This is a genomic window from Chromobacterium sp. ASV23 (genome assembly GCF_016428945.1).
Lineage (GTDB): Bacteria > Pseudomonadota > Gammaproteobacteria > Burkholderiales > Chromobacteriaceae > Chromobacterium > Chromobacterium sinusclupearum.
The window spans coordinates 221,517-245,951 of record NZ_JAELTR010000001.1; the positions used below are offsets into that span (position 1 = coordinate 221,517).

A 24,435-nucleotide genomic window follows, 5' to 3' on the forward strand; every position below is an offset into this window, starting at 1 on the left:
GTTGCAATTTAGAGTTTTTACACTCTGTTTACTGGAGTTGACAGGGGTTTGCTCCTTATCTTTCGGTTTGCAGTCCGACAATCGGCATGTAAGGCAATGATAAAGCCGGTTGCGAACCTTCGCAGACAAAGGAGAAACCATGGATCAGCTGGTCAACGCCATCAACGGCGTGGTCTGGAGTCCGGCACTGATTTATCTGTGCCTGGGCGCCGGCCTGTATTTTTCGATTCGCACCCGTTTTTTGCAGCTGCGGCATTTCAAGGCGATGTTGCGGCTGATGTTCAACCGCCAGAGCAGCAGCGCCGGCGTGTCGTCGTTCCAGGCGCTGGCGATGACGCTGGCGGGACGCGTGGGCACCGGCAACATTGCCGGCGTGGCTACCGCCATTACCTTCGGCGGCCCGGGCGCGATGTTCTGGATGTGGCTGGTAGCCTTCCTGGGCGCCAGTTCCGCCTTCGTCGAGTCCACCTTGGGCCAGGTGTACAAGGAAAAGATTGACGGCCAGTATCGCGGCGGGCCGGCGTTCTATATCGAGAAGGGCTTGGGCATGAAGTGGTATGCCTGGCTGTTCGCCATTACCACTGTGGTGGCGACCGGCGTGCTGTTGCCGGGCATCCAGTCCAACTCGATTGCCGCATCGATGGAGTCTGCCTTCGGTGTGGCGCCCACCGTCACCGCGGCGCTGCTGGCCATTCTGCTCGGCTTTATCATCTTCGGCGGCGTCAAGCGCATAGCGGTATTCGCCGGCGCGGTGGTGCCGTTCATGGCGCTGGGCTACATCATCGTCGCCTGCGTGGTGATCGCGCTGAACATCGAGCAGTTGCCGGGCGTGGTGGCGCTGATCTTCAAGAGCGCCTTCGGGCTGGAGGCCGGCATGGGCGCCATGCTGGGTTTCGCCATCCAGTGGGGCGTCAAACGCGGCATCTATTCCAACGAGGCCGGGCAGGGCACCGGGCCGCACGCGTCCAGCGCCGCGGCAGTCAGCCATCCGGCCAAACAGGGCCTGGTGCAGGCGTTTTCGGTCTATATCGATACCTTGTTTGTCTGTTCCGCCACGGCTTTCATGCTGCTGATCACCGGGCAATACAATGTGCAGGGGCCAGATGGCCAGGCGGTTTTCACCGGCATTGCCGGGGTGGCGGCAGGGCCAGGCTATGTGCAGACGGCGATGGAAAGCATCATGCCGGGCTTCGGCTCCGCCTTCGTGGCGCTGGCGCTGCTGTTCTTCGCCTTCACGACCATCATCGCCTATTACTACATCGCCGAAACCAATATCGCCTATCTGACCCGCAAGCAACGCCGCCCCTGGCTGGCGTTCGTCTTGAAGCTGGCGCTGATGGCGGCCACCGTTTACGGCACGGTCAAGACGGCTGATCTGGCCTGGGGGCTGGGCGACATCGGCGTGGGCCTGATGGCCTGGCTCAACATCGTGGCCATCATTTTGCTGCAGAAGCCGGCGCTGGCTTGCCTGCGCGATTACGAGGCGCAGCAGGCGCTGGGTTCGGATCCGGTGTTCCATCCGGAGAAGCTTGGCATCGCCAATGCAGCCTATTGGGAGGGCCGCCGCGCCGAGGAGAATCTGGCGGCAGAGCAAGACGAGCAGACGCCGGAGGGCAAGCCCGCAACCAGCCAGGTCAATTGAGATGACGGCCTAGCGCGTGCCGGGAAGATTGCCGGCAGGCTAGAAAAATGATTGGAAAGCCCTCCGTACGCGGAGGGCTTTTTGCGATATGTCGCGCGCGAATCTGGTTCTATGCGCGTGCGATTTGATTTGTTGTCGCCAAGCACCTGTCCAAAAGAACGGATTCGACGCGGTGCATGCTGTGTTGATCGCTTTGATATAAGCCATTGATGCCGATAAGGCTGCGGCGTATCGCATTGCTATTTCTGGTGATACGACGTAGGCATTTTTACTTATTAAATTTAATCAAATCAAATGTAAATAATTCAATGTAAGTATTTACAAATATGCCGTTAATGATTGTTGCGATAAGCAAGGGGGGATGATTACGATGATCTTGCGTTGTGGAGTTTTTGCTCTATTTCGTGATGGCATTCGAAAATTGCTCCGTCTGATGTGCGTTTGGGACAGAACAGGACGGCTATTGCAATTATTCATCTTGTTACCTCCGAAGGGATAAAACATGAAGTCGATAAAAACCATCCTTCCCGTCGCCGTATTGCTGGTTGCGCATCAGCAGCCGGTATGGGCTGCGGATACGGTTCCGCAATTCAGTGATGTGATTTATACCGAAATGTCTCCGGACAATGAATCCACAATTCAAAAAATCGTCACCTCGGACGCGTTTTTCAAACCCTGGGCCTATCTGGCGCATTATCTGGGTTATGGTTGGGTGGGCGGCAATACCAATGGCAATACTGCGGTAGGCAAGGAGTTCGAATACCGGCGCATCGACACCATGCTGGATAATTTGTCGATTCCCGATAATAAGTACCGCTACATGATGAACGCCAAATACGATCCGAAAGGACCGGGCGGTTATTGGGCCGACAAGCGTTTCCGCATGGCTTTCTCCAACATCCAGTGGATGATGGAGCCGGATGATATGAAATTAGGCACGCCGGAGCTGTATAACAAGAAACCGCTGAAAGTGGTGAATGTGCTGCTGGAGAATTTCAGCGATCAGTCCGATACCGGGGTGGCCAATATCAAGTACGACTCCACTGTCAGCTGGTCCAAGGCGGACAAGATCAGCGTCAGCGGCAAGGTCACGGTGACCAATAAGTTCAGCGCGGGCTTGCCGCTGATTGGCGGCGCCGAGTCGTCGGTGGCGGTGGAGATCGCTTCCGGCGCCGACTGGACCACCACCAACGGCACCAGCAGCACCACTTCGCAAACTGCGGAATACCGGGCGGTGCTGCCGCCCAAGAGCAAGCGTATGATCACGCTGACGCTGTTCGAGCAGAAAGCCAACATCCCTTATACCTCCAAGATGTATCTGACCTACGAGGCCGAGCTGTACAACTTCCTGCGCTACAGCGACAACGCGCTGAACGGCCATCCGTCCAATCGTCCGTACTACTTGGCCAAGTTTGGCGGCAAGGACGGCCTCAACGGGGCGCAGGATCTGCTGTCGCAGTACCTGAACCCGGCAACGTCGAAATGGGATTGGCCGTGGGCGGTGAACCAGTACTCGCGCGGCACCATCGAGTACTACATCGGCTCCATCTCCAAGCGCAAGTTCAAGCAGCAATTCACCGGCGTGTTCACCGCGGTGGATTCCACGGCTTATACGGTTACCGCCGGGCCGGTGGAGCCGCTAAGCTCGCAGGCGTTGACCGCGCGCTCCGCCAACCTGGGCGCGGCGGCTGCGGGAGGCATCCAGTATCGCGTGGTGGGAGGCGACCTGAAGGACGTGCCGGGCAAGATCAAGAATCTGCGCATCAGCGTGGACAAGCCCAAGGCCGCGCCGTCCGCTGCGTCGCCCTTGCGGTAAGCGTGCCTGCCACGAAACGACAAACCCGGCTTTCGCCGGGTTTTTTTTAGTTTGCTCAACCTTGTCGCGGCCGGCCGTCCTGGCCAAACAGAATCGCCCGCGACTTCTCGTCCACCGTCGGCGCGCTATTGATTTCCGCCGCGCGGGCATAGGCGCGCTGCACGGCAGGCCTGGCGGCCATGCGATCGAACCAGCGCTTAAGCGCCGGGAAGTCGTCCAGATTCTGCCGCTGCCGTTCATGCGGCACGATCCACGGATAGCATGCCATGTCGGCGATGGAGTACGCGCCGGCGATGTAGTCGCGGCCGTCGGCCAATTGCGTGTCCAGTACGCGGTAGAGACGGGCGGTTTCGCGCACGTAGCGGTCTATCGCATACGGCAGTTGCTCCGGCGCGTACTGCGTAAAGTGGTGATTCTGGCCCGCCATCGGCCCCAGGCCAGCCATCTGCCAGAACAGCCACTGCAGCGTTTCGTTGCGGCGGCGCAGCGTCTGCGGGATGAAGCGTCCAATCTTGTCCGCCAGATACAGCAGGATGGCGCCGGATTCAAACACGCTGAGCGGCTCGCCGCCATCGGCCGGCGCGTGATCCACGATGGCCGGGATGCGGTTATTCGGTGAGATGCGCAAAAAGTCAGGCTGGAATTGTTCACCCTGGCCGATATTGACCGGGACGATGCGATGGGGGAGGCCGGCCTCTTCCAGGAAGATCGTGATCTTGTGGCCGTTGGGCGTGGTCCAGTAGTACAGGTCTATCATGGCTGCCTTTCCGTGGAGAGCCGTTAACCTGGCCGTGCTGCTGGTGCGTTCTGCGTCGGCGCGCTTGGGCGCAGGGATTCCGCAGGGCAGGTCAGCGACTCTGGGAGTGGATGATACGGTGGCGCGCTGTCCGCCATCCCTTGATAATGCCACGATGTGTGTAAATTTTCAGACTCCATCGCCAAACCAGTTGCGGGCATTCTTTGCGGTTGAGCCCGGAGATGGGCAATGGCAGGACGAGGCGTGGCAGGACTATCTGGCGCCCATTCTTACCCGCGACGGCGTGCGGCTGGCGTCCTATGGCTTCATCCCCAAGCGCCATCAGCCAGCCGGGGTGCGGTTGTCCACCATGAACGCGCGCGCCGAAACCCTGGGCCAGCTGCGCAGCTACCGCGATGCCTGGCATAACTGCCAGCTCTGCCTGGTGCCGATGCGGGCGTTTTTCGAACCGTGCTATGAGAGCGGCCGCGCCGTGCGAATGCGCATCGGATTGGCGGACGGCGCGCCCTTCGCCGTGGCCGGGCTATGGCGGGAGTGGCGCGAGGCCGATGGTTCGGTCAGCGCCTCCTTCACGCAGATCACCATCAATGCCGACCATCACCCGCTGATGCGGCGCATGCATCGGCCTGGCGATGAGAAGCGCACGCTGGTCATTGTATCGCCGTCGCAATACGACGCCTGGCTGAATTGCCGCAATCCGGAGACGGCGCGCGCCTTCCTGGCGGCCTGGCCGGCCGAATTCATGGCGGCGGAGCCGGAAACCCCTGATCCGCCTTTGCAAGGCTCGTTATTCGATTGAGCCTGGGCAAGTCAGGTTTAAGCATGGCTATTTCACTATCAACAGGTCTTGCAACCGGGTGGTGTAGCATGGCGAGCGCTGGTCCTGGCGCATTTCCCAGTTATTGGTCAGCGCCTCCGCCGCCAGCTTGACCCGGCCGCGGCCGAATTCGCGGTTGATGGTATCCATGGTTTGCATCAGCCTTTGCCGGCGCGGATCTGGCGGCGCGGCGAACAGGTCGGCCTGGCTGACGTCGCGCGGCGAGATTTCCATCAGGATGACCCCGGCCTTTTGGTAGAGCGGTCCGCGGCGGTAGATGTCGCGCAGACCGGCGAGCGCGGCTTGCGCCAGCGTCAGCGTATCGTCGCTGGCTTGCGCCAAAGGCACGACGGTGTAGCCGTGGTAGCCGTCGTCGATGAAAGGGCTGGTGCGGATGCTGACGCCCACCAGCCTTGCCGCGCCGCGCTGTTTGCGCAGCTTTTCCGCGGCGGTGCTGATGTGATGGCTGATGGCGGCCGCCAGCACGTTGAAGTCTCGCGGCTTTTCGCCGAAGGAGCGGCTGGCGATGATCTGCTGCCGCTCCGGCTCCGCATCGTCCAACTCCAGGCAATTGACGCCGTTGAGCTCGGCCACGGTGCGCTCCAGCATCACGCTGAACTGGCGCCGGATGGCGCGCGGATCGGCCCGCTTCAGCTTCAGCGCGGTGTCGATTTCCATCTTTTCCAGCTGGGCCGCCAGCTTGCGCCCCACGCCCCAGACTTTGCCGACAGCCAATTGCCCCAGCAGCGCGTCGCGTTCGGCCTCGGGCAGCCAGCTCCAGTCGAAGACCCCGCTGTCCCAGCTAGGCACCCGCTTGGCGACATGGTTGGCCAGCTTGGCCAGGGTTTTGCTGGGGCCGACGCCGACGCTGACAGGAATGCCGATGCGCCGTCGCACGTCGTCGCGCATGCGCCGCGCCAGCGTTTCGATGTTGCTTACGCCGCTCAGGTCCAGAAAGCATTCGTCGATCGAATACACTTCCTGGCCCGGCGCATGTTCGGCCAGGATGGCCATCATGCGCCGGCTCATGTCGCCGTACAGCGTGTAGTTGCTGGAGAAAACCGTTACGCCATGCTGGCGGCACAGGCCGGCGATCTCGAAGAACGGTCCGAACATTTTCAGATTCAGCGCCTTGGCTTCCGCGCTGGCCGCCACCACGCAGCCATCGTTATTGCTGAGCACCACGATGGGCTGGCCTTCCAGGTCCGGCCGGAACACTCGCTCGCAGCTGGCGTAGAAATTGTTGCCATCCACCAGCGCATAGGTCGTCACCGGAATTTCCTCACGCAGGCTGTCACCACGCCCCAGATTTGCAGCTCCTGATCGCCGGCCGGCACGATGGGCGGATAGTCTGGATTGGCCGCCAGCAGCATGCAGCGGCTCCCTTTGCGATGCAGCCGCTTGACAGTGAATTCGCCATCTATCGCCGCGATTACGATGTCGCCGTGGCGCGGCGTCAGGCCTTTGTCGACGACTAGGATGTCTCCCTCCTGGATGGCGGCGTCGCGCATCGAGTCGCCGGCTACCCGAACCAGAAACGTGGCCAGCGGATCGGCCACCAGATAGGCCTGCAAGTCTATGCCGGCCTCCATGCGGTCTTCCGCCGGCGAGGGGAAACCGGCGCGGACGGGCGATAGCGCCAGCGGCAGGGTGGGCGGCGCAAGGCCGGGAACGCGGACAGAAATCATGGCGGGATTTTGAAATGGTACAAATTCAAGATAGACCATTTTGCCCGGATAGGCGATGCTGCCGCAAGCCGTTTTTATCCCACGCGATGCAGGCGATAGGTATTGCGTCCGGCGGCTTTGGCCTGGTACAGCGCCTCGTCCGCGATCTGCAACAGACGCTCGGGGGTAATATCGGGCATGGCAGCGTAGGCCACGCCTATGCTGGTGGACAGCTTGCGCCGCTGCCCGGCCAGCTCGACGTCATGGGATACCGCTTCCAGCAGCTTTTCCGCCACGCCGATGGCGGTGCGCTCCGATTCCAGCCCGGCCAGCAGAATGACGAATTCGTCGCCGCCCAGCCGCGCCACGTGATCGGTGGCGCGCACCTGGCTGCGCAGCCGGCGGGCGAACTCCTGGATCAGCTCATCGCCGGCGGCGTGGCCCAGGGTGTCGTTCACCTGCTTGAAGTGGTCGATATCCAGAAACAGCAGCGCCACCGCCAGCCGTTTCACATAGTGGTGCTTGATTTCGTCGTCCAGCATTTCCATGAAGGCGGAGCGGTTCAGCAAGCCGGTCATGCCGTCCAGGGTGACCTTGTTGCGCAGTTCAAGCTCGCGCGCCCGCGATTGGGTAATGTCCCAGATCATCACGTAAAAGCCGGAAACCGAGCCATCGGCATGTTGCTGAGGAATATAGCGCCCCTCTACGTAACGATTCTCGCCGCGCACCGACATGTCGCGTTCAAACGAGGAGGGTTGTCCGGACAAGGCTTTTTCGACTTCCAGCCGCAGCTGCTGATAGGTCTCGTCGCCCAGGAAGTCGCGCATGTGGACGCCGATGATCTGTTCTGGGCGGATGCCGAACAGCCGCATATAGGACTTGTTGCAGTAACGGTAGCGTTCCTCGCGGTCGATGAAGGCCACCAGCGCCGGGATGGAATCGGTAACGGTTTTCAGCAGCGCCTCGCGCAAGGCCAGGTCCAGTTCCGCCAGCTTGCGCTGCGTGATGTCGCGCACGCTGACGCTGACGCCGTCGCCGGCCTTGACGATTTCATGATGCATCCAGGAAGGGTGATCGATATTGAAGGCCATGGGAATTTCTTCGGATACCGCCTGCCCGTTTTCCACCACGCGGCGGCAGCTATCGAAAAAATCCGGTATCTGCAGGGCAATGCCGAGTTGCCGGAACTGGCTGCCGATGGCCTCGCGGCGGCTGATCTGCCACATGCGCTCGGCTTCGGCGTTGATATAGACCACGCGGAAGTCCTCGATCCGGCCATCGCCGCCGCGCAAGGCTTCCATGATGGCAAAGGCGTCCATATTGGCCTCGGCGGCGTTGCGGAATCGCTCCGCCGCCAGCTCCGCCATCAGGTTCGACTGCTGCACCTCGCGCAGCAGGGGATACGTGCGCCAGCGCAATAGCAGGGCGCCGAGGGCGATGACAATCGACATGACGAACAGGCCTACTTCCAGATCGCGACGGATGGGAGCCAGCAGTTTGCCGACTTCTATCTTGTAGCTGAAGGCCAGGCCGGTATCAGACACCGGCTCGTAGGCGCCGATCACGTTGCGATGGGAATAGTCTATTGTGTGCATCGTGCCGCGTTGGCCGGAAAAAGCCGGCCATACGGTGAAATGATGGATATTGCCTGCCAGGGGGATGGTGGAACCCTTGTCCTGCGGCGATTGCGAGAAACAATGCAGGTATCGCTCATCATGGCCGCAGAGCGAGTAGATGCCGCTCAAGCCATCATGCGGCGCAGTGTCCTGGACAATGCGGTTGAACATGTCCAGCCTTTGCTCCAGCAGCAGCCGGGCCGAGCCTGCCGATGTCCGATAGACATGGGTGGTCCGGTACGAATAGCTGCCATCCCATAGCAAGATCGCGCCCGGCGGGGAGCGCAAGGCAACGGCCTGCAGCGGCCGGTTGACGAAATAACCCACCTGCACCAAGGTCCTGCCCGCGCGGTCCTGGATCGCTATGCCATTGAAGCTGCGGTTGTTCTGCATGCTCAGCACCGCTGCGGCATCTGCCTGCTTCAACTGCCCGTGCGAAGCCGCCTCCAGCAGCGATTGCATCGCCGGGTGCTGGTAAAGCTGGCGGGCTGTGTCGTTGCTGATATCGAACTGCGCGCTGAGCAGCGCGGCGCGTTGCCGGGCGCTGTAGGACATCACCGTTTGGAGGCTCTGTTCATGCGCGTGGCTGGCCAGGCGATAGATCAGCAGCCCGGTTGTCCCGGCGATGACGATCAGCAGAATGCACGCGGTGGCGAAGACCGAGTTTGCCATGTCCTTAGAGCGGAGGCGGCGCGACTGGTCGCGCGCGGCCAACCCATACAAGCCGGCGCTGGCTGTCAGCAGCCCCACCGCGGTGGAGAGCGCCATGCGCACCGCTGCGCCCCAGCTATACAGCAGCTCCAGGTCCACCAGATAGGCTATGCCCCCCAGCAGGCCGCATAGCAAGGGAACCGCGGCGCAAATCTGGACGATTCGCGTTCTGGTTGGCGTGATGGCGGGCAGCCATAACATGCCAACGCCCAGCGCGAGCAGCGCGGTCGCGGTCATGGCCGCCATCCGTCCCGGCTTGGGCAGCATGTCGTGCCGCCAGGCGTGCAGGGCGGGGAAGTCTATTCCCGTGCTTTGCCCGGTGGCGTGTTCCAGCAATACCAGGCAGGTGATGCCGATAACCACTATGGCCAACAGCCGGTGGGCCTGCCCGCGCGGGCGCCACAGGGCAATTGCCAGCGCCGTTCCATACAGAGCCAGGCAGGCGGCCGTGGAAATCACCATATGGATGTTTTCCGGCACGGCCGATTCGACACGCCACAGCCAACCGGCCAACACGTCGCAGCCCAGAGCCAGCAAGACCAGGCTGGCCAGGCCCGTCAGCAGCGTGTAGCGGCCGCGGAAGAGGCGGGACGGGTATTGGGACATCACGGAATAGTTGTTTTGCACAGGCCACGCTCTGCCAAGGGAGATGGAAGTCCTTATTTGGAATGTTAGGACAAATATCGGCATTGGCGTGTGCGTGTGGCGTTGGCTGCGGCGCGGCGTACAATTTCATTTTTTTGATGCCGTCTTGATATTTTCTTGTTGATCCTGGTGGCCGATTGGCCTTACATTCATTCCCGCCCGTCATGGCTCATGACCATGGCGAGGAGAACAAGGGAAGACCCACGCAGGCCTTCCGGCTACGAAGGAGAACAGAACAAGATGAAGCACCTCAAATGGTTGCCCATGCTGCTGGTGGGCGCCTCGCTCATGCCTTTTGCGCATGGGGCGGACCCGGCTAAAGTGCTAAGAATTGCCTTGCCGGCCCCGGAAACCGGATTCGATCCCGGCAAGGTCAACGATAGCTACTCCATCGGCGTAGTTGAGAATATCTTCGACCCGTTATTGCGTTACGATTATCTGGCGCGCCCGCTGAAGCTGAAACCCAATACTACGCAAGGCATGCCTGAAGTTTCGGCAGATGGCCGCGTGTATACGATACGCATCCAGCCGGGCATCTATTTTGCCGATGATCCGATATTCAAGGGCAAGAAGCGCGAGTTGACGGCGGCGGATTACGCCTACTCCTTCAAGCGCTATGCCGATCCGGTGGTGAATTCCCCAGTTTCGAACATGCTGACTGACTGGATAGACGGTTTGGCGGATGCCGGGCGGCGCGCTTCCAAAACAGGTAAGTTTGATTACGACGCGCCTATCTCCGGCATCCAGGTGCTCGACCGCTACACTTTGCGGCTCACGCTGGTCAAGACCAACTACATCTTCCTGTATACCCTGGCAGCCAAACAGTTTGGCGCCGTAGCGCGCGAGGTGATAGAGGCCTATGGCAAGGACACCATGTCCCATCCAGTCGGCACCGGCCCGTTCATGTTGAAGGAGTGGAAGCCAGGCAATAAGATCGTATTGGTAGCCAATCCGTCATATCGCCGCCCAGTATTTGATGGTGAGCCGACGGCGGATCCGGAAGACCAGAAAATTGCCAAAGATCTGGCCGGCAAAAGATTGCCGCTGGTTGATCAAGTGGAAATCAAGGTGATTGAAGAGGATCAGCCGCGCTGGCTTTCTTTCCTGAACAAGCAGCTGGATATCGCTGCGGTTCCCAAAGCGGCAATGAAGACTGCGCTGCATGTGAACAATAACGATCCGTTTCAGACTACGCTGAATCCGGCGCTGGCCAAGCGCGGCATCCGGCTGTCGCATGTGCTGAACCTCGATATTACTTATGCCTACTTCAACATGAAGGATCCCGTGATCGGTGGCTATAGCAAGGACAAAGTTGCCTTGCGTCGAGCCATCGCCATGGCTTACCCCTTGCGGCAGGAAGTGCTGCCGCTGCTATATGGTAACCAGGCCGTTCCGATGCAGGGCGTGGTGGCAACCGGCATGGCTGGCTTTAGTCCCAACTTCCAGGGGCAGGTCAAGTATGACCCTGCCACTGCCAATGCCTTGCTGGATCAATTCGGCTACAAGATAGGGCCGGATGGCTACCGCACCCTGCCGGATGGCAAACCCTTGGTGATCGAGCAAGCGACTCAGGCATCCGCGACTGACAAACAGTTCAATCAGATCTGGCAGAAAACCTTCGACAGCCTGCGTATTCGGGTGAAATTCAAGGTGGCCAAGTGGAATGAAAACCTCAAGAGTGCCTACGCCTATAAGCTGCAAATGTGGAGTCTTGCCGGAGCTGCATCCATGCCTGATGGCGACGACAGCATGATCGAACTGTGGTCCAAGAGCATTGGCTCGGGGGGGAATCTATCGGCTTTCAGCCGCCCAGAGTTCGACCATGCTTTCGAGGCTTCCCGGAAACTGCCATTGGGGCCGGAGCGAGAGGCAGAGTTCGAGAAGATGAATCGCGTGGTGGCCGCTTATCAGCCCTACGTGCTAGGCGTGACCCGCTTTACGAACTCTCTGTCACACGGATATGTGCTTGGCTATAAGCCCCACCCCATCTCAACGATTGGCGGCTTCTGGCGCTACGTCGATATTGCCAAGCATTGAGCTAGTTACGGAATCAAGCTCTTCGTCTAAAAGACGCGAGAGGAGGGGAAATTATGTTTGCATATATCATTCGCCGGCTCTGGCAGATGATTCCCACTATGCTGGGCGTCATGTTGCTGGTGTTCGTGTTGTTCAACTGGGTGGGCGGCGATCCCACCTTCATTCTGGAAGGCAAGCGGCTGACGCCGGAAATGCTGGCCAACATCCGCGTGCAGCTGGGTCTGGACAAGAGTCTGCCTGAGCAGTTTTTCTTGTTCGTCAAGCAAGTGCTGACTTACGACTTCGGCAACTCGTGGGCAACCCAGCATGAAGTCACGCATACGTTGGCCACTCGCGTCGGGCCATCTCTGATGCTGGCAGGCAGCCTACTGGTGCTGGAGCTGCTGACCGCCTTGCCGATTGCGGTTGCCGTGGCCTACTTCCGCGGCAGCCTGACTGACCGTATGGTGACGATGATCTGCACGGTTGCCATGTCCGTCAGCTCGTTGGTCTACATCATCGTCGGCCAGTACCAGCTGGGTTTCGTGATGGACTGGTTCCCGGTGATGGGCTGGGACGACGACAGCATGCTGACCAATCTGCTGGTCTACCTGCCGCTGCCCTTGTTGCTTGGCCTGCTGGTGTCCTTGGCGCCTAGCGTGCGTTTCTACCGCAGCTTTGTAGTGGAAGAGTTGAACCACGACTATGTCCGTACCGCGCGCGCCAAAGGCTTGTCCGAGTCCAAGGTACTGTTCAAGCACGTGCTGCGCAACGCGCTGATTCCGGTTGTCACCAATATCACCATGTCCTTGCCCTTCCTGATGTTGGGCTCCATGCTGCTGGAGCGCTTCTTCGGCATTCCCGGCATGGGCAATGAGCTGCTGAATGCTGTGGACAAGAGCGATTTTCCAGTGATCAAGGCCATCACCATCACCATTGCCGGCGCGGCCATGGTGTTCAACCTGTTGGCGGATGTCCTCTACAAGTGGATTGATCCGCGCGTACAGCTGAAGTGAGCGGGGGAGAACAATAATGACGACATTGCAACATACCGTCGGCGGTGCGCCGGCAGCCGCGCCATCCCGCAGTCTGTGGGGCTTGGGCTGGCAGCGCCTGAAACGTGACCGCATCGGTTTTGTATCGCTGTGGATCGTACTGGCCTTCATGCTGTTGGCGCTGACTAGCTGGGTCGGATTGACGGGGCGCGGCTGGAACGATGAAATCGCGGTTTCGTATGCGCCTCCTACGTTTATCTATCAGAAGCTGCATTCAGAGGCTTCCGTTGAACAGGCTCCGCTCAAGGCAAGCGCCGCTTCCGAGCCGCAGGGGTTACGCCCCTCGGAGGACCCCATTTGGGCCGAAACCCAGAAGGCGCGCCAGAATCGCGACAAGTACGTGGTGCCGGAAGTGAAGAAGGCAGAGTCGTTGACCTTCGGCGCTGACCAACGCGGCCGCGACATTCTGGACAAGGTGATTAAGGGGACTTCCACCTCGCTGTTTGTCGGGGTCTCCGGCGCCTTGCTGTCCATCCTGATCGGCACGGTGTTGGGCGGGATGGCTGGCTTTCTTGGCCGCAAGATCGACGATTTCCTGATGTGGTTTTACAGCGTATTCACGGCCATGCCGGACATGTTGTTGTTGCTGGCCTTCGCCGCCGTGGCTGGCCGCGGCTTGGGCACGGTGGTTCTGGTGCTGTCGTTGACCAGTTGGACTGGCACGTTCCGGCTGGTGCGCGCCGAGTTCATCAAGCTGCGTTCGCGCGAGTTCGTACTGGCTGCCGACGCCATCGGCGCCAGCAGCGCGCGCCGGATGTTCGTCCATATCCTGCCCAATATCTCCCACCTGCTGCTGGTGCAGTTTTCCCTGCTGATGGTGGGCCTGATCAAGTATGAAGTGATCCTGTCCTTCCTCGGCTTCGGCGTCGACGTGCGCCAGGTCAGCTGGGGCTCCATGCTGGCGGAGGTGCCGGAAGAGTTGCTGCAGGGTTATTGGTGGCAACTGGCCATGGTGGTGGTGTTCATGTCCGTGCTGGTCACCGCCTTCAGCATGCTGACCGACGCCCTGCGCGACGCGCTGGATCCGCGCGCGGCGGCGAAGTGAGCGGGACGAGGAGAAACCAATCATGAGCAATCCAAACCACAATACCCTGCTGTCGGTGCGCAACCTGAAGGTGCGTTTCCGCCAGGAAGACGGCGGGCGTTTCGAGGCGCTGAAGGGCGTCAGTTTCGACATCCCGGCGCACCGCACGGTGGCGCTGGTGGGCGAGTCCGGCTCCGGCAAGTCGGTGACGTCGATGGCCATCATGCAGCTGCTGCCGCCGCAGACCAGCGAGATCGATCCGGCGTCGGAACTGCGTTTCGATGGCCGCGACCTGCTGAAGCTGAGTCCGGCCGAGCTGCGCCGTTTGCGCGGCAAGGACATCGCGATGATTTTCCAGGAGCCGATGAGCTCCTTGAACCCGGTGTTCAGCGTGGGCGAGCAGATCGTTGAGACGCTGACGCTGCACGCCGGGCTGTCCCGCTCTGCCGCCTGGAAGCGCGCGGTGGAGCTGTTGCGCGAAGTGGGGCTGCCGGAGCCGGAGAAGCGGATCAAGGCCTATCCGCACGAATTGTCCGGCGGCCAGCAGCAGCGGGTGATGATCGCCATCGCCATCGCCTGCGAACCGAAGCTGCTGATCGCCGACGAGCCGACCACCGCGCTCGATGTCACGATACAAAAGCAGATTCTGCAGCTGATCGCCGATCTGCAAAAGAAGCATGGCATGTCGGTGCTGTTCATCACCCATGATTTGGGGGTGGTGGGCGAGTTCGCCGATGAAGTGATTGTGATGCGCCACGGCGTGATCCGCGAGCAGGGCACGGTGAAGCAGATCTTCGAAGACCCGCAGGACGCCTACACCAAGGCGCTGCTGTCGTGCCGGCCGCACCTGGACCGCCGCCCGACGCGGCTGGCGGTGATTGACGACTTCCTCAAGCCGGAACCGTATGTCGAACCGCCGCACCGCGAGCGCGGCTACGCGGCGGGCGACGAGATCGTGCTGGACGTGCAGGGCCTGTGCAAAAGCTTCGACATCCGCGAAGGCCTGTTCGGCAAGCGCCAGTTCCACGCGGTGAAGGACGTCTCGTTCCAACTGGCGCGCGGCAAGACCTTGGGCATCGTCGGCGAATCCGGCTCCGGCAAGACCACGGTGGGCCTGACCCTGGTGCGGCTGCACCAGGCCACCGGCGGCAAGGCGCTGTTTCATGGCAAAGACCTGATCGGGATGAGCGCCAAGGAATTCCACGCCTACAAGAAGCGCATCCAGATCATCTTCCAGAACCCTTACGCGTCGCTGAACCCGCGCTTCACCGTCGAGCAGATCCTGACCGAACCGATGCTGCTGCACGGCATCGGCCAGGACGCCGGGCAACGCCGTCGCCTGGCGCAAGACCTGCTGGACAAGGTGGGCCTGCCGGCCGGCGCCTTAGCCAAGTATCCGCACGAGTTCTCCGGCGGCCAGCGCCAGCGCATCGCCATCGCGCGCTGCCTGACGCTGAAGCCGGAAGTGCTGATCTGCGATGAATCGGTGTCGGCGCTGGATGTGTCGGTGCAGGCGCAGGTGCTGAACCTGCTGCAGGACCTGCAGGACGAGTTCAAGCTGTCCTATTTGTTCATCTCGCACGATCTGGCGGTGGTGAAGCACATCTCCGATCAGGTGCTGGTGATGAATAAAGGCCAGGTGGTGGAGCAGGCGGACGCGGATGTGATCTACCGCGCGCCGCAGGACAGCTACACCAAGAAGCTGCTGGGCGCGATTCCGCAAGGCTGGAGCGCGGCGGCGGTGCCGGCCTAGCGCGAGAGCTTGCTCCGATCCAGACCAACCGGCCCTGCGGGGCCGGTTTTGTTTGCGCCTCAGCTGTCGGCGAAATCCATGACCATGCCCCATGCCGTTTGCTGGCCCACGCTATAGCTCACTTTGGCATGGCCATCGCCATCGGTTACCCCTAGCAGGCCGCTGTCATTGGACTGACCTATGGTTAGCTGATAGAAGCCATCGCCGCCGTAGTCGTAGTCTGGGCCGTCGGCGAAAATCACCCCCATCATGTACTCGTTGCCCGGACCGCTCCAGTCCACGCTAAGTTGGATGGATTTGTCCGGCGCCAGCGAGTAGAGCTTTGGCAGCGGTTGATTGTTCAGCAGCAGCACTTGGTCGTCCCAATTGGGATCGCCTTCGATATAGACGTGGTGGCTCGAGTGATTTTTTACTGTCACGAGGGGATGGCTCATATCGCTCTCCTGCGGTTGGGGCCTGATGGTGGTCCGGCACGGGAAGCATAGGAAAACTTATTTGGATCAGCGGCTTGGACTGATCTTTTAGTCAGTATTGATCGGGCGGGGCGCAGAGTGGACGGAGCCGGTGCCAGCCAGCTGCTCCAGCAGCCATCCTGCTGCCGCGCCCAGCGGCCGGCGCGCCGCCCACACCAAATCAACCGGCATGCGCTTGGGCCAGCCGGCTACGTCCAGTTGCTTCAATTCGCCGCCGCCAAAGCTTTTGACCAGCCAGCATGGCAGTTCTGCCCAACCCACCCCCAGGCGCGCCATGTCCAGCAGCATCAGGTAGCTGGGCGCATACCATTGGCGTTGGCCGCAGCGCGGCGGCGTTTTGTCGCCATAGGTATTGAGCCGCAGCTGGCGATGCTGGCTCAGCTGCGTTTCGTCGATGGCGCTCTGCGTGGCCAGCGGATGGCGGTGGGCGGCGAATAGCGCCAGCTCGCTGGAGTCGCGCTGGCGCCGATGGGCGATGTCGGGCGGATAGCGCTCCATGGCGCCCACCAGGCCCAATTGGGCGCGGCCGGACAAAATCAGGTCCAGCACGTCTTCCTGTTCGCCGACCAGGCACTCCAGTTCCAGCAGCGGATAGCGCGCTTCCAGCCGGCTGGCCACGTTTTCCAGCGTGTGGGACTGGAAGGTGTCGGACAGCACCAGGGTGAGCCGGGTTTCCACGCCGGCGCTCAACTGCGCCGCCTGTTGCTGCATGGCCTGGCTGGCGGACATGATTTGGCGCGCCTGCGGCAGCAGCAATTGGCCGGCAGGCGTCAGGCTGGGTTGACGGGCGGTTCGGTCGAATAGGCTGCTGCCCAGGTCGATTTCCAGGTTGGCGATGGCTTCGCTGATGGTGGACTGGCTTTTGCCCAGCCGGCGCGCGGCGGCGGAAAACGAGCCGAGGTCGGCGGCATAGACGAAGGCGGTGAGCGCGTCGAGCGAGATAGACATATCGGTATTTCCGATTGATGATATTTTTATCGTATCCGATTTCCCAATCATAATCGCAAAGATTGCACTTTTTGCTGATGAGAGACGTCTATGAACGCGACAGATAAAAAACTGGGCGAACGGGTATTGCATGCAGTGTTGTATGAGGCCTGCGCGATGGCCTTGCTGGTGCCGCTGGCCTCATTGCTGATGAACGAAAGCGTGCTGCACATGGGGGCGCTGGCGCTGATGATGTCTACTGCGGCCATGTTGTGGAATATGCTGTTCAACGCTTTATTCGACCGTTTTGAGCGAGCCAGGGGCCTGAAGCGCACGGTGGCGGTGCGCTGCGCGCACGCTTTGCTGTTTGAGGGCGGCTTGGTGGTGATGCTGGTGCCCTTGGCAGCCTGGTGGCTGAATGTGAGCTACTGGCAGGCGTTCTTGCTGGATTTGGGCTTCTTCGCGTTTTTCCTGCCCTACACCTATGTGTTCAACTGGCTGTATGACCATCTGCGCGCCCGGCTCATCGAGCGGCGCGCGCTGGCGGCGGCCATGGAGTAATCAATGAAAGTATGGTTGTTTCTGATGGGGGCCATCCTGTCCGAGGTGGTGGCCACCTCGGCGCTGAAGGCGTCGGATGGTTTTTCCCGGCTGTGGCCGTCGCTGCTGACCGCTGGCGGCTATATGGTCGCTTTCTACCTGTTGTCGCAGACGCTGCGGCACATCCCGGTGGGCATCGCCTATGCCTTGTGGTCCGGCATCGGCATCGTGCTGATCTCCTTGATCGCCTGGCTGCTATACGGCCAGAAGCTGGACCTGCCGGCAATTGTCGGCATGGGGCTGATCATCGCCGGCGTCGCGGTGATCAATCTGTTTTCCAACAGCGCGGCGCATTGAGCCTGCCGCGTTCACGGCGCCTGGCGGATGATGACGCGCGGCGCCGTGTCCGTCTGGGCGGGCGCGTTGTCATTGTTTTTGCGGGTCGCGTCCTGCGCGGGAGCGGCGTCCTGCCATCCCGGCTTTTTGCCTGCCGATTTATCCGGCTGCTGCGCTTGATCCGAACTGATTGTGGCCGGCATGCGAATGCTTGAGCTGGAGGGCGGATCGAAGATCAGTTTCCCGGGTATGGCGTTGACGTCAATCGGCGCCGGCGTCTGCAAGCTGCTGCCGCATTCCTGCCTGCTCATATGTTGCAGCAAATCCTTGTCGGCGCCGTCATCCATGGCCTTCAGCTGAAGCGCGTCGAGCAGCGCGCCGGAATAGGCCAACACCGATGCCTGGGCGACGGAGAGCTGGATTTGCGCGTTGATGTAGTCGCGGCGCGCGCTGAACAGCTCGTTCTCGCTATCCAGCACATCCAGCAGCGTGCGCTGGCCGATGTCGAATTGTTTGCGATAGGCATTCCGCGCTTTTTCCGTGGACAGCTGGTGCTGCAATAGCGGAGATAGCTGCGAGCGGTAGCGCACCAGCGTCGCATAGGATTGCTCGAGATTCTGCCGCAGGTTGCGGCAGGCCAGCTCGGTCTGATCCAGCGCCGAATTGTATTTTTCCGATGCCGATGCCAGCTGGGCGCGGTCCGCGCCGCCACGGAACAGGTTGATGCCGAAAATGATGGCGACCGAAGCCTGGTGGGTGGTGCCCAGATAGCCATCGTAATTCTCGGTGGGCGCTTTGCTCAGCTGCAGCGATACGGTAGGAGAAAAAGCGCCTCGGCGCACATTGACTTCGGCATGGGCCGCGTCGAGCGAGGCCAGGGCCCCCAGAAAGGCCGGGCTGTGCCCGATGGCTTGCTGCATCAGTTGCTGAGGCGGCGGCAGCGCGCCATCCAGGCTGGGCAAGTCCGCCATGTCCTCCTGCGGCAAGGGGCCTATCAACCGCGCCAGGCGCGAGGTGGCGGTCAGCAGATTGGTGTTGTCGACAATCAGGTTGGATTCGGCCTCGGCCATCCGCCCATTGGCCTGTTCCAGGTCCACCCGCCGCCCCACGCCTGACTGAACCCGTTGCAGAATCTGGCCGAGAATGCCCTTGTGCAAGGCATAGTTATCCTTGGCGATCTGTACGAATTGCCGGTACATCAACACATCGGCGTAGGCTTGAGTGGTTTGCAGCGCGATGCTTTCCGAAGTTTGCAGAAAGTCGAAATAGCGGGCCAGGCTGCCATAGCCTTGCTCTTTGACCTGGTTATAGGTTTGCAGGCCGCTGAACAGGCTTTGATTGAGGTTTGCGGTCCAGCCCTTGGTTGTGTAGTGCTGCGAGGCGACGGTATTGGGCGGATAGTCGAAGACTTGCCGGTTTCTTTCGTAGTTTAGGTCGACCGTTGGGTAGTAGTTCGCTTTCGCGGCGCGCACATCGTCTTCAGATGATCTGAAGTCATGCAGTTTGGACAGCACTTCCGGGTTGTTCAATACCGCCAGGCCCACCGCTTCCCGCAGGGTGTAAGCTTGGCAGGCGCCAGGCCAAGCGGCAGCCGCGGTCATTGCCAGCGATAGACTGATGATGCGCGTTGTCTGGTTCATCGGTCACTGCCCCTAAATTATGCAACTGCCGCAAATGCATTTTTTTTGCGTCCGACTATCCTTCTAAAGGAATAGTAGACGATTCCCTTTCTGGAGGAGGACAGATGGCATCGGTCGACGTCCTGACTCCTCCGGCCCCTGCGCGGTCCTTCAAATTTTCCAGAGTGATTGCTTGGCTCAGATGCCTGTCTCTGGCTTGCTGTTTGCTGGCCCAGCCTTTGCTGTCCGCCAGCACCCTTCCTTCGGAACAAACTGTCGCCCGCTATGGGCCCAAGGCGCAACGGCTGTTTCATCAATGGCAGTCTTTGCTGCAGTCCTTGGCCAATCATCCGGATGCCGAGGCGTTGAAAAACATCAATGTGTTTTTTAACCGGCGCATTCAGTACGCCGAAAACGAATCTGTATGGAATCAGGCCGATTATTGGGCGACGCCATTGGAAACCTTCGGCAAGGGCGCGGGGGACTGCAAAAGCTTCGTCATTAATAAATACGTGTCTTTTCGTCTATTGGGCATCGCGCCGCAAAAGCTGCGTTTGGTGTATGTCAAAGCCCAGATAGGCGGAGGAGCCAGCCACCTTACCCAGGCGCATATGGTGTTGGCTTATTACCCGACGCCTACTGCCGAACCGCTGATTCTGGATAATTTGATCGACAGCATAGAGCCGGCTTCGCGGCGTCCGGATTTGATTCCGGTGTTCAGCTTCAACATGGAAAATATCGTCGTGGGGGGAGTCAGCAGCAATGAGGTTGATCGTCTTGGACGGTGGAAGCAGTTGTTGACTAAATTGAAAGCGGAAGGCTTTGAATTTTGAGGCAATGCCCGTGAGCAGAAAAAAATTATCATTGATCCAGCGCTTATCCGTATTGATCGGATTAATTGTGCTGCTGTCGATTGGGGGCGCTTTGATAGCCAATTTGCTGCATGCCCGCAGTTATCTGGAGCAGCAGCTGAATGCGCAGAGCGTCGATACCGCGCATGGCTTGGCGCTGATGCTGACGCAATATCATGCCGATCCGGTCATGGCGCAAACCTTGCTGAACTCCAGTTTCGATCAAGGGCATTTTTCCCTGATCCGCTGGGAGGGTGTGGACCGCAAAGCGCTGGTCAATCTGGCGTCGCCTCAGCCCGAAAGCGATGTGCCGGGCTGGTTTCGCGGGCTTTTGCCGCTGGAGCCTTCTCCCGGCACGGCCCAGGTTTCCAATGGCTGGATGCAGGCCGGCCGGATCATCGTGCAATCGCAGCCCAACTACGCCTACCTTTCGTTGTGGCGCGGCGCGCTGCATACGGTGTACTGGTTGTGCGCAATCGGGATCGTCGCGGCCTTGATTGGCGCGTTGGACATTCGTCAGATGAAGCGGCAACTCGCCAGCGTGGTGCGACAGGCACAGGCCATCAGCGAAAGGCGCTTTCACAAGATTCCCATCCCCGGCATTCCGGATTTGGCGGAAGTGGCCTTGGCGATGAATCATATGGTGGACCGGCTGCAGCGCTATCTGGATGGTTTGCGCGACGAGTTGGACCTGATGCGGCAGAAGATCCTGACCGACAACTCGACGGGCTTGCCCAATCGGGAAGCATTTGAATTGCGCCTGGGGGGGCTTTTGAAAGAAGAGGAAGACCCCGTGCGCGGCTTTCTGTTCTTGGTCAGGGTGGCCAATCTGATGGAGCTGAACCAGAGGCTGGGCGGCAGCAAGACCGATGCCTTGCTCAAGCGTCTTGCGGACGATCTATCGCAGCGCTGCCAGCCCCATCCCGGCTGGATGGCCACCCGCTTGCGCGGCGCCGATTTCGCGATGTTGTGCCCGGAGATCGATAGCCGCGAGGCGTGCAAGTTGGCAGATGAGCTATGCGCTTGCTGGGGCCGTTATCAGAGCATGGATCTGATAGACCGTCCCGGCGTGGCCAATCTGGCGATTGTGCCGTTTCATAGCGGAGATGGCCGACATCAGTTGTTGACTCAGGCCAATCAGACGCTTTCCCTGGCCGAGGCGAAGGGGGGCAATGCTTGGGAAATGGATAGCCGCGCCGGCACCGCGCCGGATGGCCTGCTGGATTTCAACTGGCAAAGCCTGTTTGACAGCATCCATGACGACCATGCCCTGCGCCTGCGCTGGTATCCGGTTTGTCTTGCCGATGGATCCGTTGCCTGGCAGGAGGGCATGTTGTATCGGGTCCAGACCGAGCATTTGCCGCAGATGAGCGCGATGAGGCTGGTGGCGCATGCCTTGCGCCTGGGGCGTAGCGCGGCATTGGATCTCAAAACGCTTGAGCTGGCCCTGCGCGAGGGGCCGGCCGGACGGTTGGCCATCAATGTTTCCCCCGCCTCCTTGAACGCTTCTGATTTTCTGCCCCAGGCGCAGCAGTTGCTGGGCAAGCATCCCAAACGCAGGATTCACTTCGAATTTGATGAGGCCGGTCTGGAAGACAATTGGCAGGCATTTGTCGCGTTTGCCCGCGGCGTCAGAGTGGCTGGCCATCGAGTAGCAGTGGAAATCCAGGGACATAATATGGAGCTGGTCGCGCGGCTGCATGAGGCCGGAATCGATTATCTGGTTCTTGATCACTCGCTGACCCACAATATCCATCAGGACCAGGGGCGAGAGGCCCTGTTGCGCGGCATGCTGCGCATGGCAAGCCTGATGGTGGTGGAGTTGGAGGCAAAAGGCGTGGCCTCGCCGCAGGACAAAGCGTCCTTGATCGAGATCGGCGTCCAGCTATTGACGGGGCCTGCGGTAAAGTAAAGGCCATCAACGATTCGCCAGCTTTGGGCAGAGGGAAGCGGGGGCGCTTGAGCGCCCCCGCTGCGTTTTTAGCCGGCTCTAGGGGCTGTTGACGTTTGCTGAGCGGTCGCGCCGGGATGCGTTTTGCGACGAATCGAGGCGTTTCGCGCGCCGCATAGTCATTCTATGCCAGCGCGGAACAACGAAGAGTCGGCGCGAAAGGCGCCCGGACCTGCGGGTTTGGCGAAGCGCAAACGCGATCCACTCACCAAACGTCAACAGCCCCTAGTCCGTGTGCAACTGGCCGCTGCCCAGCAGCTTTTGAATGATGGCCTGGTCGCTCAGCAGCGTACTGCCCGAATGCGTCAGGTCCACGCCCTGCAACACGATCTGTGCCGTGTCGGATGTCGGGCTATTGGCGTTGATGGCCCCATTTTCGCTGACATGGACCACCGTGCTGACCGTGCCATTGTTATTGACGGTGCTGAAGTGCAGATAGTTGGCCAGATTGCCTATCGAGGAGGGGGCCGCGCCATTGTGGCTGTCGCCTATTAATAGATCCCGCAAGTCCAGCACATCAGCCGGCGCGCCGGTTTGCGTGGTCCCGGTATTGAATTGCTGGATGGTTTCCACCGATGGAGTGCCTGCCTGGCCGTTGAACGAGGCCTCGAACTTGAAGGTTTCCACGCCGGCGATCGCCGCCACCGCGCTGCCGTGCGCGGCAAAGACCTGCATCTCGCTGACCGTGCTGCTGTGGCCATATCCGTCTGTCGCCGTGGTGGTGACGGTCACATCCGGCGCATTGGCCGGTGTGGCGATGGAGAGCTCGACATTTCCCTGTGCATAAGCGGCGGTCACCGAGGCGGTCGAGCCGGTGATGCTGCCATCGCTATGCACGGCCAAGGTGGTGCTGGCGCCTGCTTCGCTGACGACGATGCCGGCGTAACCCTGATTGGCCAGGCTGTTGGCATCGAGTCCCACCGTAGCCTGCTCTTGATGGTTGTTGCCCGGTTCGCCCAGCGTGATTTGTGGTGCCTCGGACGGGGTGTAGCTGCCCGAGGCATTTAGCGAAACATTACCCGTGCCATCCGTCACGGTAGCCGCCACGGTGGCGGCTTCGCTTGCGCTCCCAAGCGGCAGATAAACCACGCCGTTCTGGTAGGCGTAAACCGTGCCGCCGCCATCGACCAGCTGGCCGTTGGCGTTCAGCGCCAGCTGCAACTGGCTGGTGCCTTCCGTCACCGTCAGGCTGCCGTGGTTGCTCAGCGCCTGCTGGTCATTGCTGTCCAGCGCCACGCTGCCGACCAAGGTGCTGGACGACAGCGTCAGCGGCGTCGGCGCGGTGCCGGCCGGCGCGCCCGCCGGCGTCAGGCCGACCTGCAGCACGGCGTTGCCGCCCTGATCCCAAAACACGATCTGGATGGCGTGCAGATTGCCGGCGGTGGCGCCGAGCGTCAGCGCGACATCGTGCTCGGTCTGCGCCTCATTGCCGGCGAACTGGCTGACCACCTGGCCGTCGACGATGATCTGGAAGCCATCGTCGGCGTTGACGTTGAGGGTGTAATTGCCGGCGGCGGCATTGAAGGCGCCGTTCAAGGTCAGGATCGATTGCGTGGTGACGCCGTAACCGCTGGCCAGCTGCAGATTGGAGGCATTGCCGCCGAGGAAGGCATTGAGGTTGGCCAGCGAATTGCCGAGGTTGTTGCCGAAGTCGGTGTTGCCATGCCAGACGCCGTTCTGATCGCCAAAGTTCAAGGCGGTGGCGATGAAGCTGGCGGTGGGGCTGTGGTTGGTGAGGTCGGCCAGCACGGTGGACAGCGCGGTCTGGCCGCTGACGGGGCTGGAGATATGGCTGTCGTTGAGGCCGTACAGCAGGGCGGTCAGGCCATTGGGCTGGAAGCTGATGGCCGGGGTGTCCGGCGGCACCACATCCAGCGTGCCGCTGTCCGCGCCGGCGGCGGAGACATTGCCCAGGGCGTTGGTTTGGGTGGCGGATACGCTGACCGTTTGGCCATTGGCCGGTTCCGGAATGCCGAGGCTCAGCACGCCATTGGCGTAGCTAGCGGTGACGGCCGGGTTGCTGCTGGTCACCGAGCCGTCGCTGTGGACACTGACCGTGCTGCTGGCGCTGCCATCCTTGATGGTGATCAGCGCGCTGCCGCCGCTGCTGAGGCTGTTCGAGTCCAGCGCGACGGTGGCCTGCACCTGGCCATGGGCCAGGTCGGTCGGGCCGATCAAACCGTTCGGGTCGAGGTGTTCGGCCACGGTGACGGTGGGCG

Annotated in this window: 19 protein-coding genes; 11 read left to right on the forward strand and 8 right to left on the reverse strand. The window is 60.8% G+C overall.

Annotation, left to right across the window (positions count from 1 at the left end; translation table 11 throughout):
• The first annotated feature begins 139 nt into the window (after positions 1 to 139).
• Both JHD59_RS01085 and JHD59_RS01090 read left to right on the forward strand, forming a co-directional pair.
• Positions 140 to 1,642, forward strand: a complete 1,503-nt coding sequence (locus JHD59_RS01085; RefSeq protein ID WP_199152808.1) for a sodium:alanine symporter family protein — start codon at positions 140 to 142, stop codon at positions 1,640 to 1,642.
• Between the two features lie 502 nt (positions 1,643 to 2,144).
• Positions 2,145 to 3,458 (forward strand): aerolysin family beta-barrel pore-forming toxin, encoded by a 1,314-nt coding sequence (locus tag JHD59_RS01090; RefSeq protein ID WP_199152809.1) that lies wholly within the window; start codon positions 2,145 to 2,147, stop codon positions 3,456 to 3,458.
• A gap of 55 nt (positions 3,459 to 3,513) precedes the next feature.
• Here the strand turns inward: JHD59_RS01090 and JHD59_RS01095 are convergent, their stop codons facing one another.
• Complete coding sequence (locus tag JHD59_RS01095; protein ID WP_199152810.1) at positions 3,514 to 4,215, reverse strand: glutathione binding-like protein; 702 nt, start codon at positions 4,213 to 4,215, stop codon at positions 3,514 to 3,516.
• A gap of 190 nt (positions 4,216 to 4,405) precedes the next feature.
• On the opposite strand from JHD59_RS01095, the gene JHD59_RS01100 reads away from it, so the two are divergent.
• Positions 4,406 to 5,014 carry an SOS response-associated peptidase gene (locus JHD59_RS01100; protein WP_233163822.1) on the forward strand — a complete coding sequence of 203 codons (609 nt, stop codon included), beginning with the start codon at positions 4,406 to 4,408 and terminating at the stop codon, positions 5,012 to 5,014.
• A gap of 27 nt (positions 5,015 to 5,041) precedes the next feature.
• On the opposite strand, the gene JHD59_RS01105 is transcribed toward JHD59_RS01100, so the two are convergent.
• The 3 genes from JHD59_RS01105 to JHD59_RS23280 form a co-directional block, all read right to left on the reverse strand.
• Entirely contained in the window at positions 5,042 to 6,304 is a 1,263-nt protein-coding gene (locus JHD59_RS01105) for a Y-family DNA polymerase (protein ID WP_199152811.1), read from the reverse strand.
• Positions 6,301 to 6,720, reverse strand: coding sequence for a LexA family transcriptional regulator (locus JHD59_RS01110; protein ID WP_199152812.1), 420 nt, complete (start codon positions 6,718 to 6,720; stop codon positions 6,301 to 6,303). The genes JHD59_RS01105 and JHD59_RS01110 overlap by 4 nt, the downstream gene beginning before the upstream one ends.
• Positions 6,721 to 6,794: 74 nt before the next feature.
• On the reverse strand, positions 6,795 to 9,653 hold the full coding sequence (locus JHD59_RS23280) for a sensor domain-containing diguanylate cyclase (RefSeq protein ID WP_199152813.1): 2,859 nt from the start codon (positions 9,651 to 9,653) through the stop codon (positions 6,795 to 6,797).
• Between the two features lie 258 nt (positions 9,654 to 9,911).
• Between JHD59_RS23280 and JHD59_RS01120 the strand changes: the two genes are divergently transcribed.
• The 4 genes from JHD59_RS01120 to JHD59_RS01135 are packed head-to-tail and all read left to right on the forward strand — an operon-like array spanning position 9,912 to position 15,519.
• Positions 9,912 to 11,708: an ABC transporter substrate-binding protein gene (locus JHD59_RS01120; RefSeq protein ID WP_199152814.1), complete on the forward strand. Its 1,797-nt coding sequence runs from the start codon at positions 9,912 to 9,914 to the stop codon at positions 11,706 to 11,708.
• A gap of 53 nt (positions 11,709 to 11,761) precedes the next feature.
• Positions 11,762 to 12,703 (forward strand): ABC transporter permease, encoded by a 942-nt coding sequence (locus tag JHD59_RS01125; protein WP_199152815.1) that lies wholly within the window; start codon positions 11,762 to 11,764, stop codon positions 12,701 to 12,703.
• A gap of 16 nt (positions 12,704 to 12,719) precedes the next feature.
• Complete coding sequence (locus tag JHD59_RS01130) at positions 12,720 to 13,787, forward strand: ABC transporter permease (RefSeq protein WP_199152816.1); 1,068 nt, start codon at positions 12,720 to 12,722, stop codon at positions 13,785 to 13,787.
• Between the two features lie 22 nt (positions 13,788 to 13,809).
• Positions 13,810 to 15,519: an ABC transporter ATP-binding protein gene (locus tag JHD59_RS01135; RefSeq protein ID WP_199152817.1), complete on the forward strand. Its 1,710-nt coding sequence runs from the start codon at positions 13,810 to 13,812 to the stop codon at positions 15,517 to 15,519.
• 59 nt (positions 15,520 to 15,578) lie between these two features.
• On the opposite strand, the gene JHD59_RS01140 is transcribed toward JHD59_RS01135, so the two are convergent.
• Both JHD59_RS01140 and JHD59_RS01145 read right to left on the reverse strand, forming a co-directional pair.
• Complete coding sequence (locus tag JHD59_RS01140) at positions 15,579 to 15,953, reverse strand: hypothetical protein (protein ID WP_199152818.1); 375 nt, start codon at positions 15,951 to 15,953, stop codon at positions 15,579 to 15,581.
• An 87-nt stretch (positions 15,954 to 16,040) separates the two neighbouring features.
• Positions 16,041 to 16,940, reverse strand: coding sequence for a LysR family transcriptional regulator (locus JHD59_RS01145; RefSeq protein WP_199152819.1), 900 nt, complete (start codon positions 16,938 to 16,940; stop codon positions 16,041 to 16,043).
• Between the two features lie 90 nt (positions 16,941 to 17,030).
• On the opposite strand from JHD59_RS01145, the gene JHD59_RS01150 reads away from it, so the two are divergent.
• Entirely contained in the window at positions 17,031 to 17,480 is a 450-nt protein-coding gene (locus tag JHD59_RS01150; RefSeq protein ID WP_043625120.1) for a multidrug/biocide efflux PACE transporter, read from the forward strand.
• 3 nt (positions 17,481 to 17,483) lie between these two features.
• Positions 17,484 to 17,816: an SMR family transporter gene (locus JHD59_RS01155; RefSeq protein ID WP_103318684.1), complete on the forward strand. Its 333-nt coding sequence runs from the start codon at positions 17,484 to 17,486 to the stop codon at positions 17,814 to 17,816.
• 11 nt (positions 17,817 to 17,827) lie between these two features.
• On the opposite strand, the gene JHD59_RS01160 is transcribed toward JHD59_RS01155, so the two are convergent.
• Positions 17,828 to 19,435, reverse strand: coding sequence for a TolC family outer membrane protein (locus tag JHD59_RS01160; RefSeq protein WP_199152820.1), 1,608 nt, complete (start codon positions 19,433 to 19,435; stop codon positions 17,828 to 17,830).
• 104 nt (positions 19,436 to 19,539) lie between these two features.
• Here JHD59_RS01160 and JHD59_RS01165 point away from each other — a divergent pair, with 104 nt between their 5' ends.
• Together JHD59_RS01165 and JHD59_RS01170 are read left to right on the forward strand one after the other, a co-directional pair.
• Positions 19,540 to 20,247, forward strand: coding sequence for a transglutaminase-like cysteine peptidase (locus tag JHD59_RS01165; protein WP_103318680.1), 708 nt, complete (start codon positions 19,540 to 19,542; stop codon positions 20,245 to 20,247).
• A gap of 91 nt (positions 20,248 to 20,338) precedes the next feature.
• On the forward strand, positions 20,339 to 22,177 hold the full coding sequence (locus tag JHD59_RS01170; RefSeq protein ID WP_233163823.1) for a LapD/MoxY N-terminal periplasmic domain-containing protein: 1,839 nt from the start codon (positions 20,339 to 20,341) through the stop codon (positions 22,175 to 22,177).
• A gap of 264 nt (positions 22,178 to 22,441) precedes the next feature.
• Here JHD59_RS01170 and JHD59_RS01175 read toward each other — a convergent pair.
• A partial coding sequence (locus tag JHD59_RS01175) for a type I secretion C-terminal target domain-containing protein (RefSeq protein ID WP_199152822.1) occupies positions 22,442 to 24,435 on the reverse strand: 1,994 nt, incomplete at its 5' end.

Excerpts from the sequence above, each read along its gene's own strand:
- JHD59_RS01085 (WP_199152808.1), top strand. The coding sequence starts at position 140 with ATGGATCAGCTGGTCAACGCCATCAACGGCGTGGTCTGGAGTCCGGCA.
- JHD59_RS01090 (WP_199152809.1), top strand. The coding sequence starts at position 2,145 with ATGAAGTCGATAAAAACCATCCTTCCCGTCGCCGTATTGCTGGTTGCG.
- JHD59_RS01095 (WP_199152810.1), bottom strand. The coding sequence starts at position 4,215 with ATGATAGACCTGTACTACTGGACCACGCCCAACGGCCACAAGATCACG.
- JHD59_RS01110 (WP_199152812.1), bottom strand. The coding sequence starts at position 6,720 with ATGATTTCTGTCCGCGTTCCCGGCCTTGCGCCGCCCACCCTGCCGCTG.
- JHD59_RS01120 (WP_199152814.1), top strand. The coding sequence starts at position 9,912 with ATGAAGCACCTCAAATGGTTGCCCATGCTGCTGGTGGGCGCCTCGCTC.
- JHD59_RS01125 (WP_199152815.1), top strand. The coding sequence starts at position 11,762 with ATGTTTGCATATATCATTCGCCGGCTCTGGCAGATGATTCCCACTATG.
- JHD59_RS01130 (WP_199152816.1), top strand. The coding sequence starts at position 12,720 with ATGACGACATTGCAACATACCGTCGGCGGTGCGCCGGCAGCCGCGCCA.
- JHD59_RS01135 (WP_199152817.1), top strand. The coding sequence starts at position 13,810 with ATGAGCAATCCAAACCACAATACCCTGCTGTCGGTGCGCAACCTGAAG.
- JHD59_RS01140 (WP_199152818.1), bottom strand. The coding sequence starts at position 15,953 with ATGAGCCATCCCCTCGTGACAGTAAAAAATCACTCGAGCCACCACGTC.
- JHD59_RS01145 (WP_199152819.1), bottom strand. The coding sequence starts at position 16,940 with ATGTCTATCTCGCTCGACGCGCTCACCGCCTTCGTCTATGCCGCCGAC.
- JHD59_RS01150 (WP_043625120.1), top strand. The coding sequence starts at position 17,031 with ATGAACGCGACAGATAAAAAACTGGGCGAACGGGTATTGCATGCAGTG.
- JHD59_RS01155 (WP_103318684.1), top strand. The coding sequence starts at position 17,484 with ATGAAAGTATGGTTGTTTCTGATGGGGGCCATCCTGTCCGAGGTGGTG.
- JHD59_RS01160 (WP_199152820.1), bottom strand. The coding sequence starts at position 19,435 with ATGAACCAGACAACGCGCATCATCAGTCTATCGCTGGCAATGACCGCG.
- JHD59_RS01165 (WP_103318680.1), top strand. The coding sequence starts at position 19,540 with ATGGCATCGGTCGACGTCCTGACTCCTCCGGCCCCTGCGCGGTCCTTC.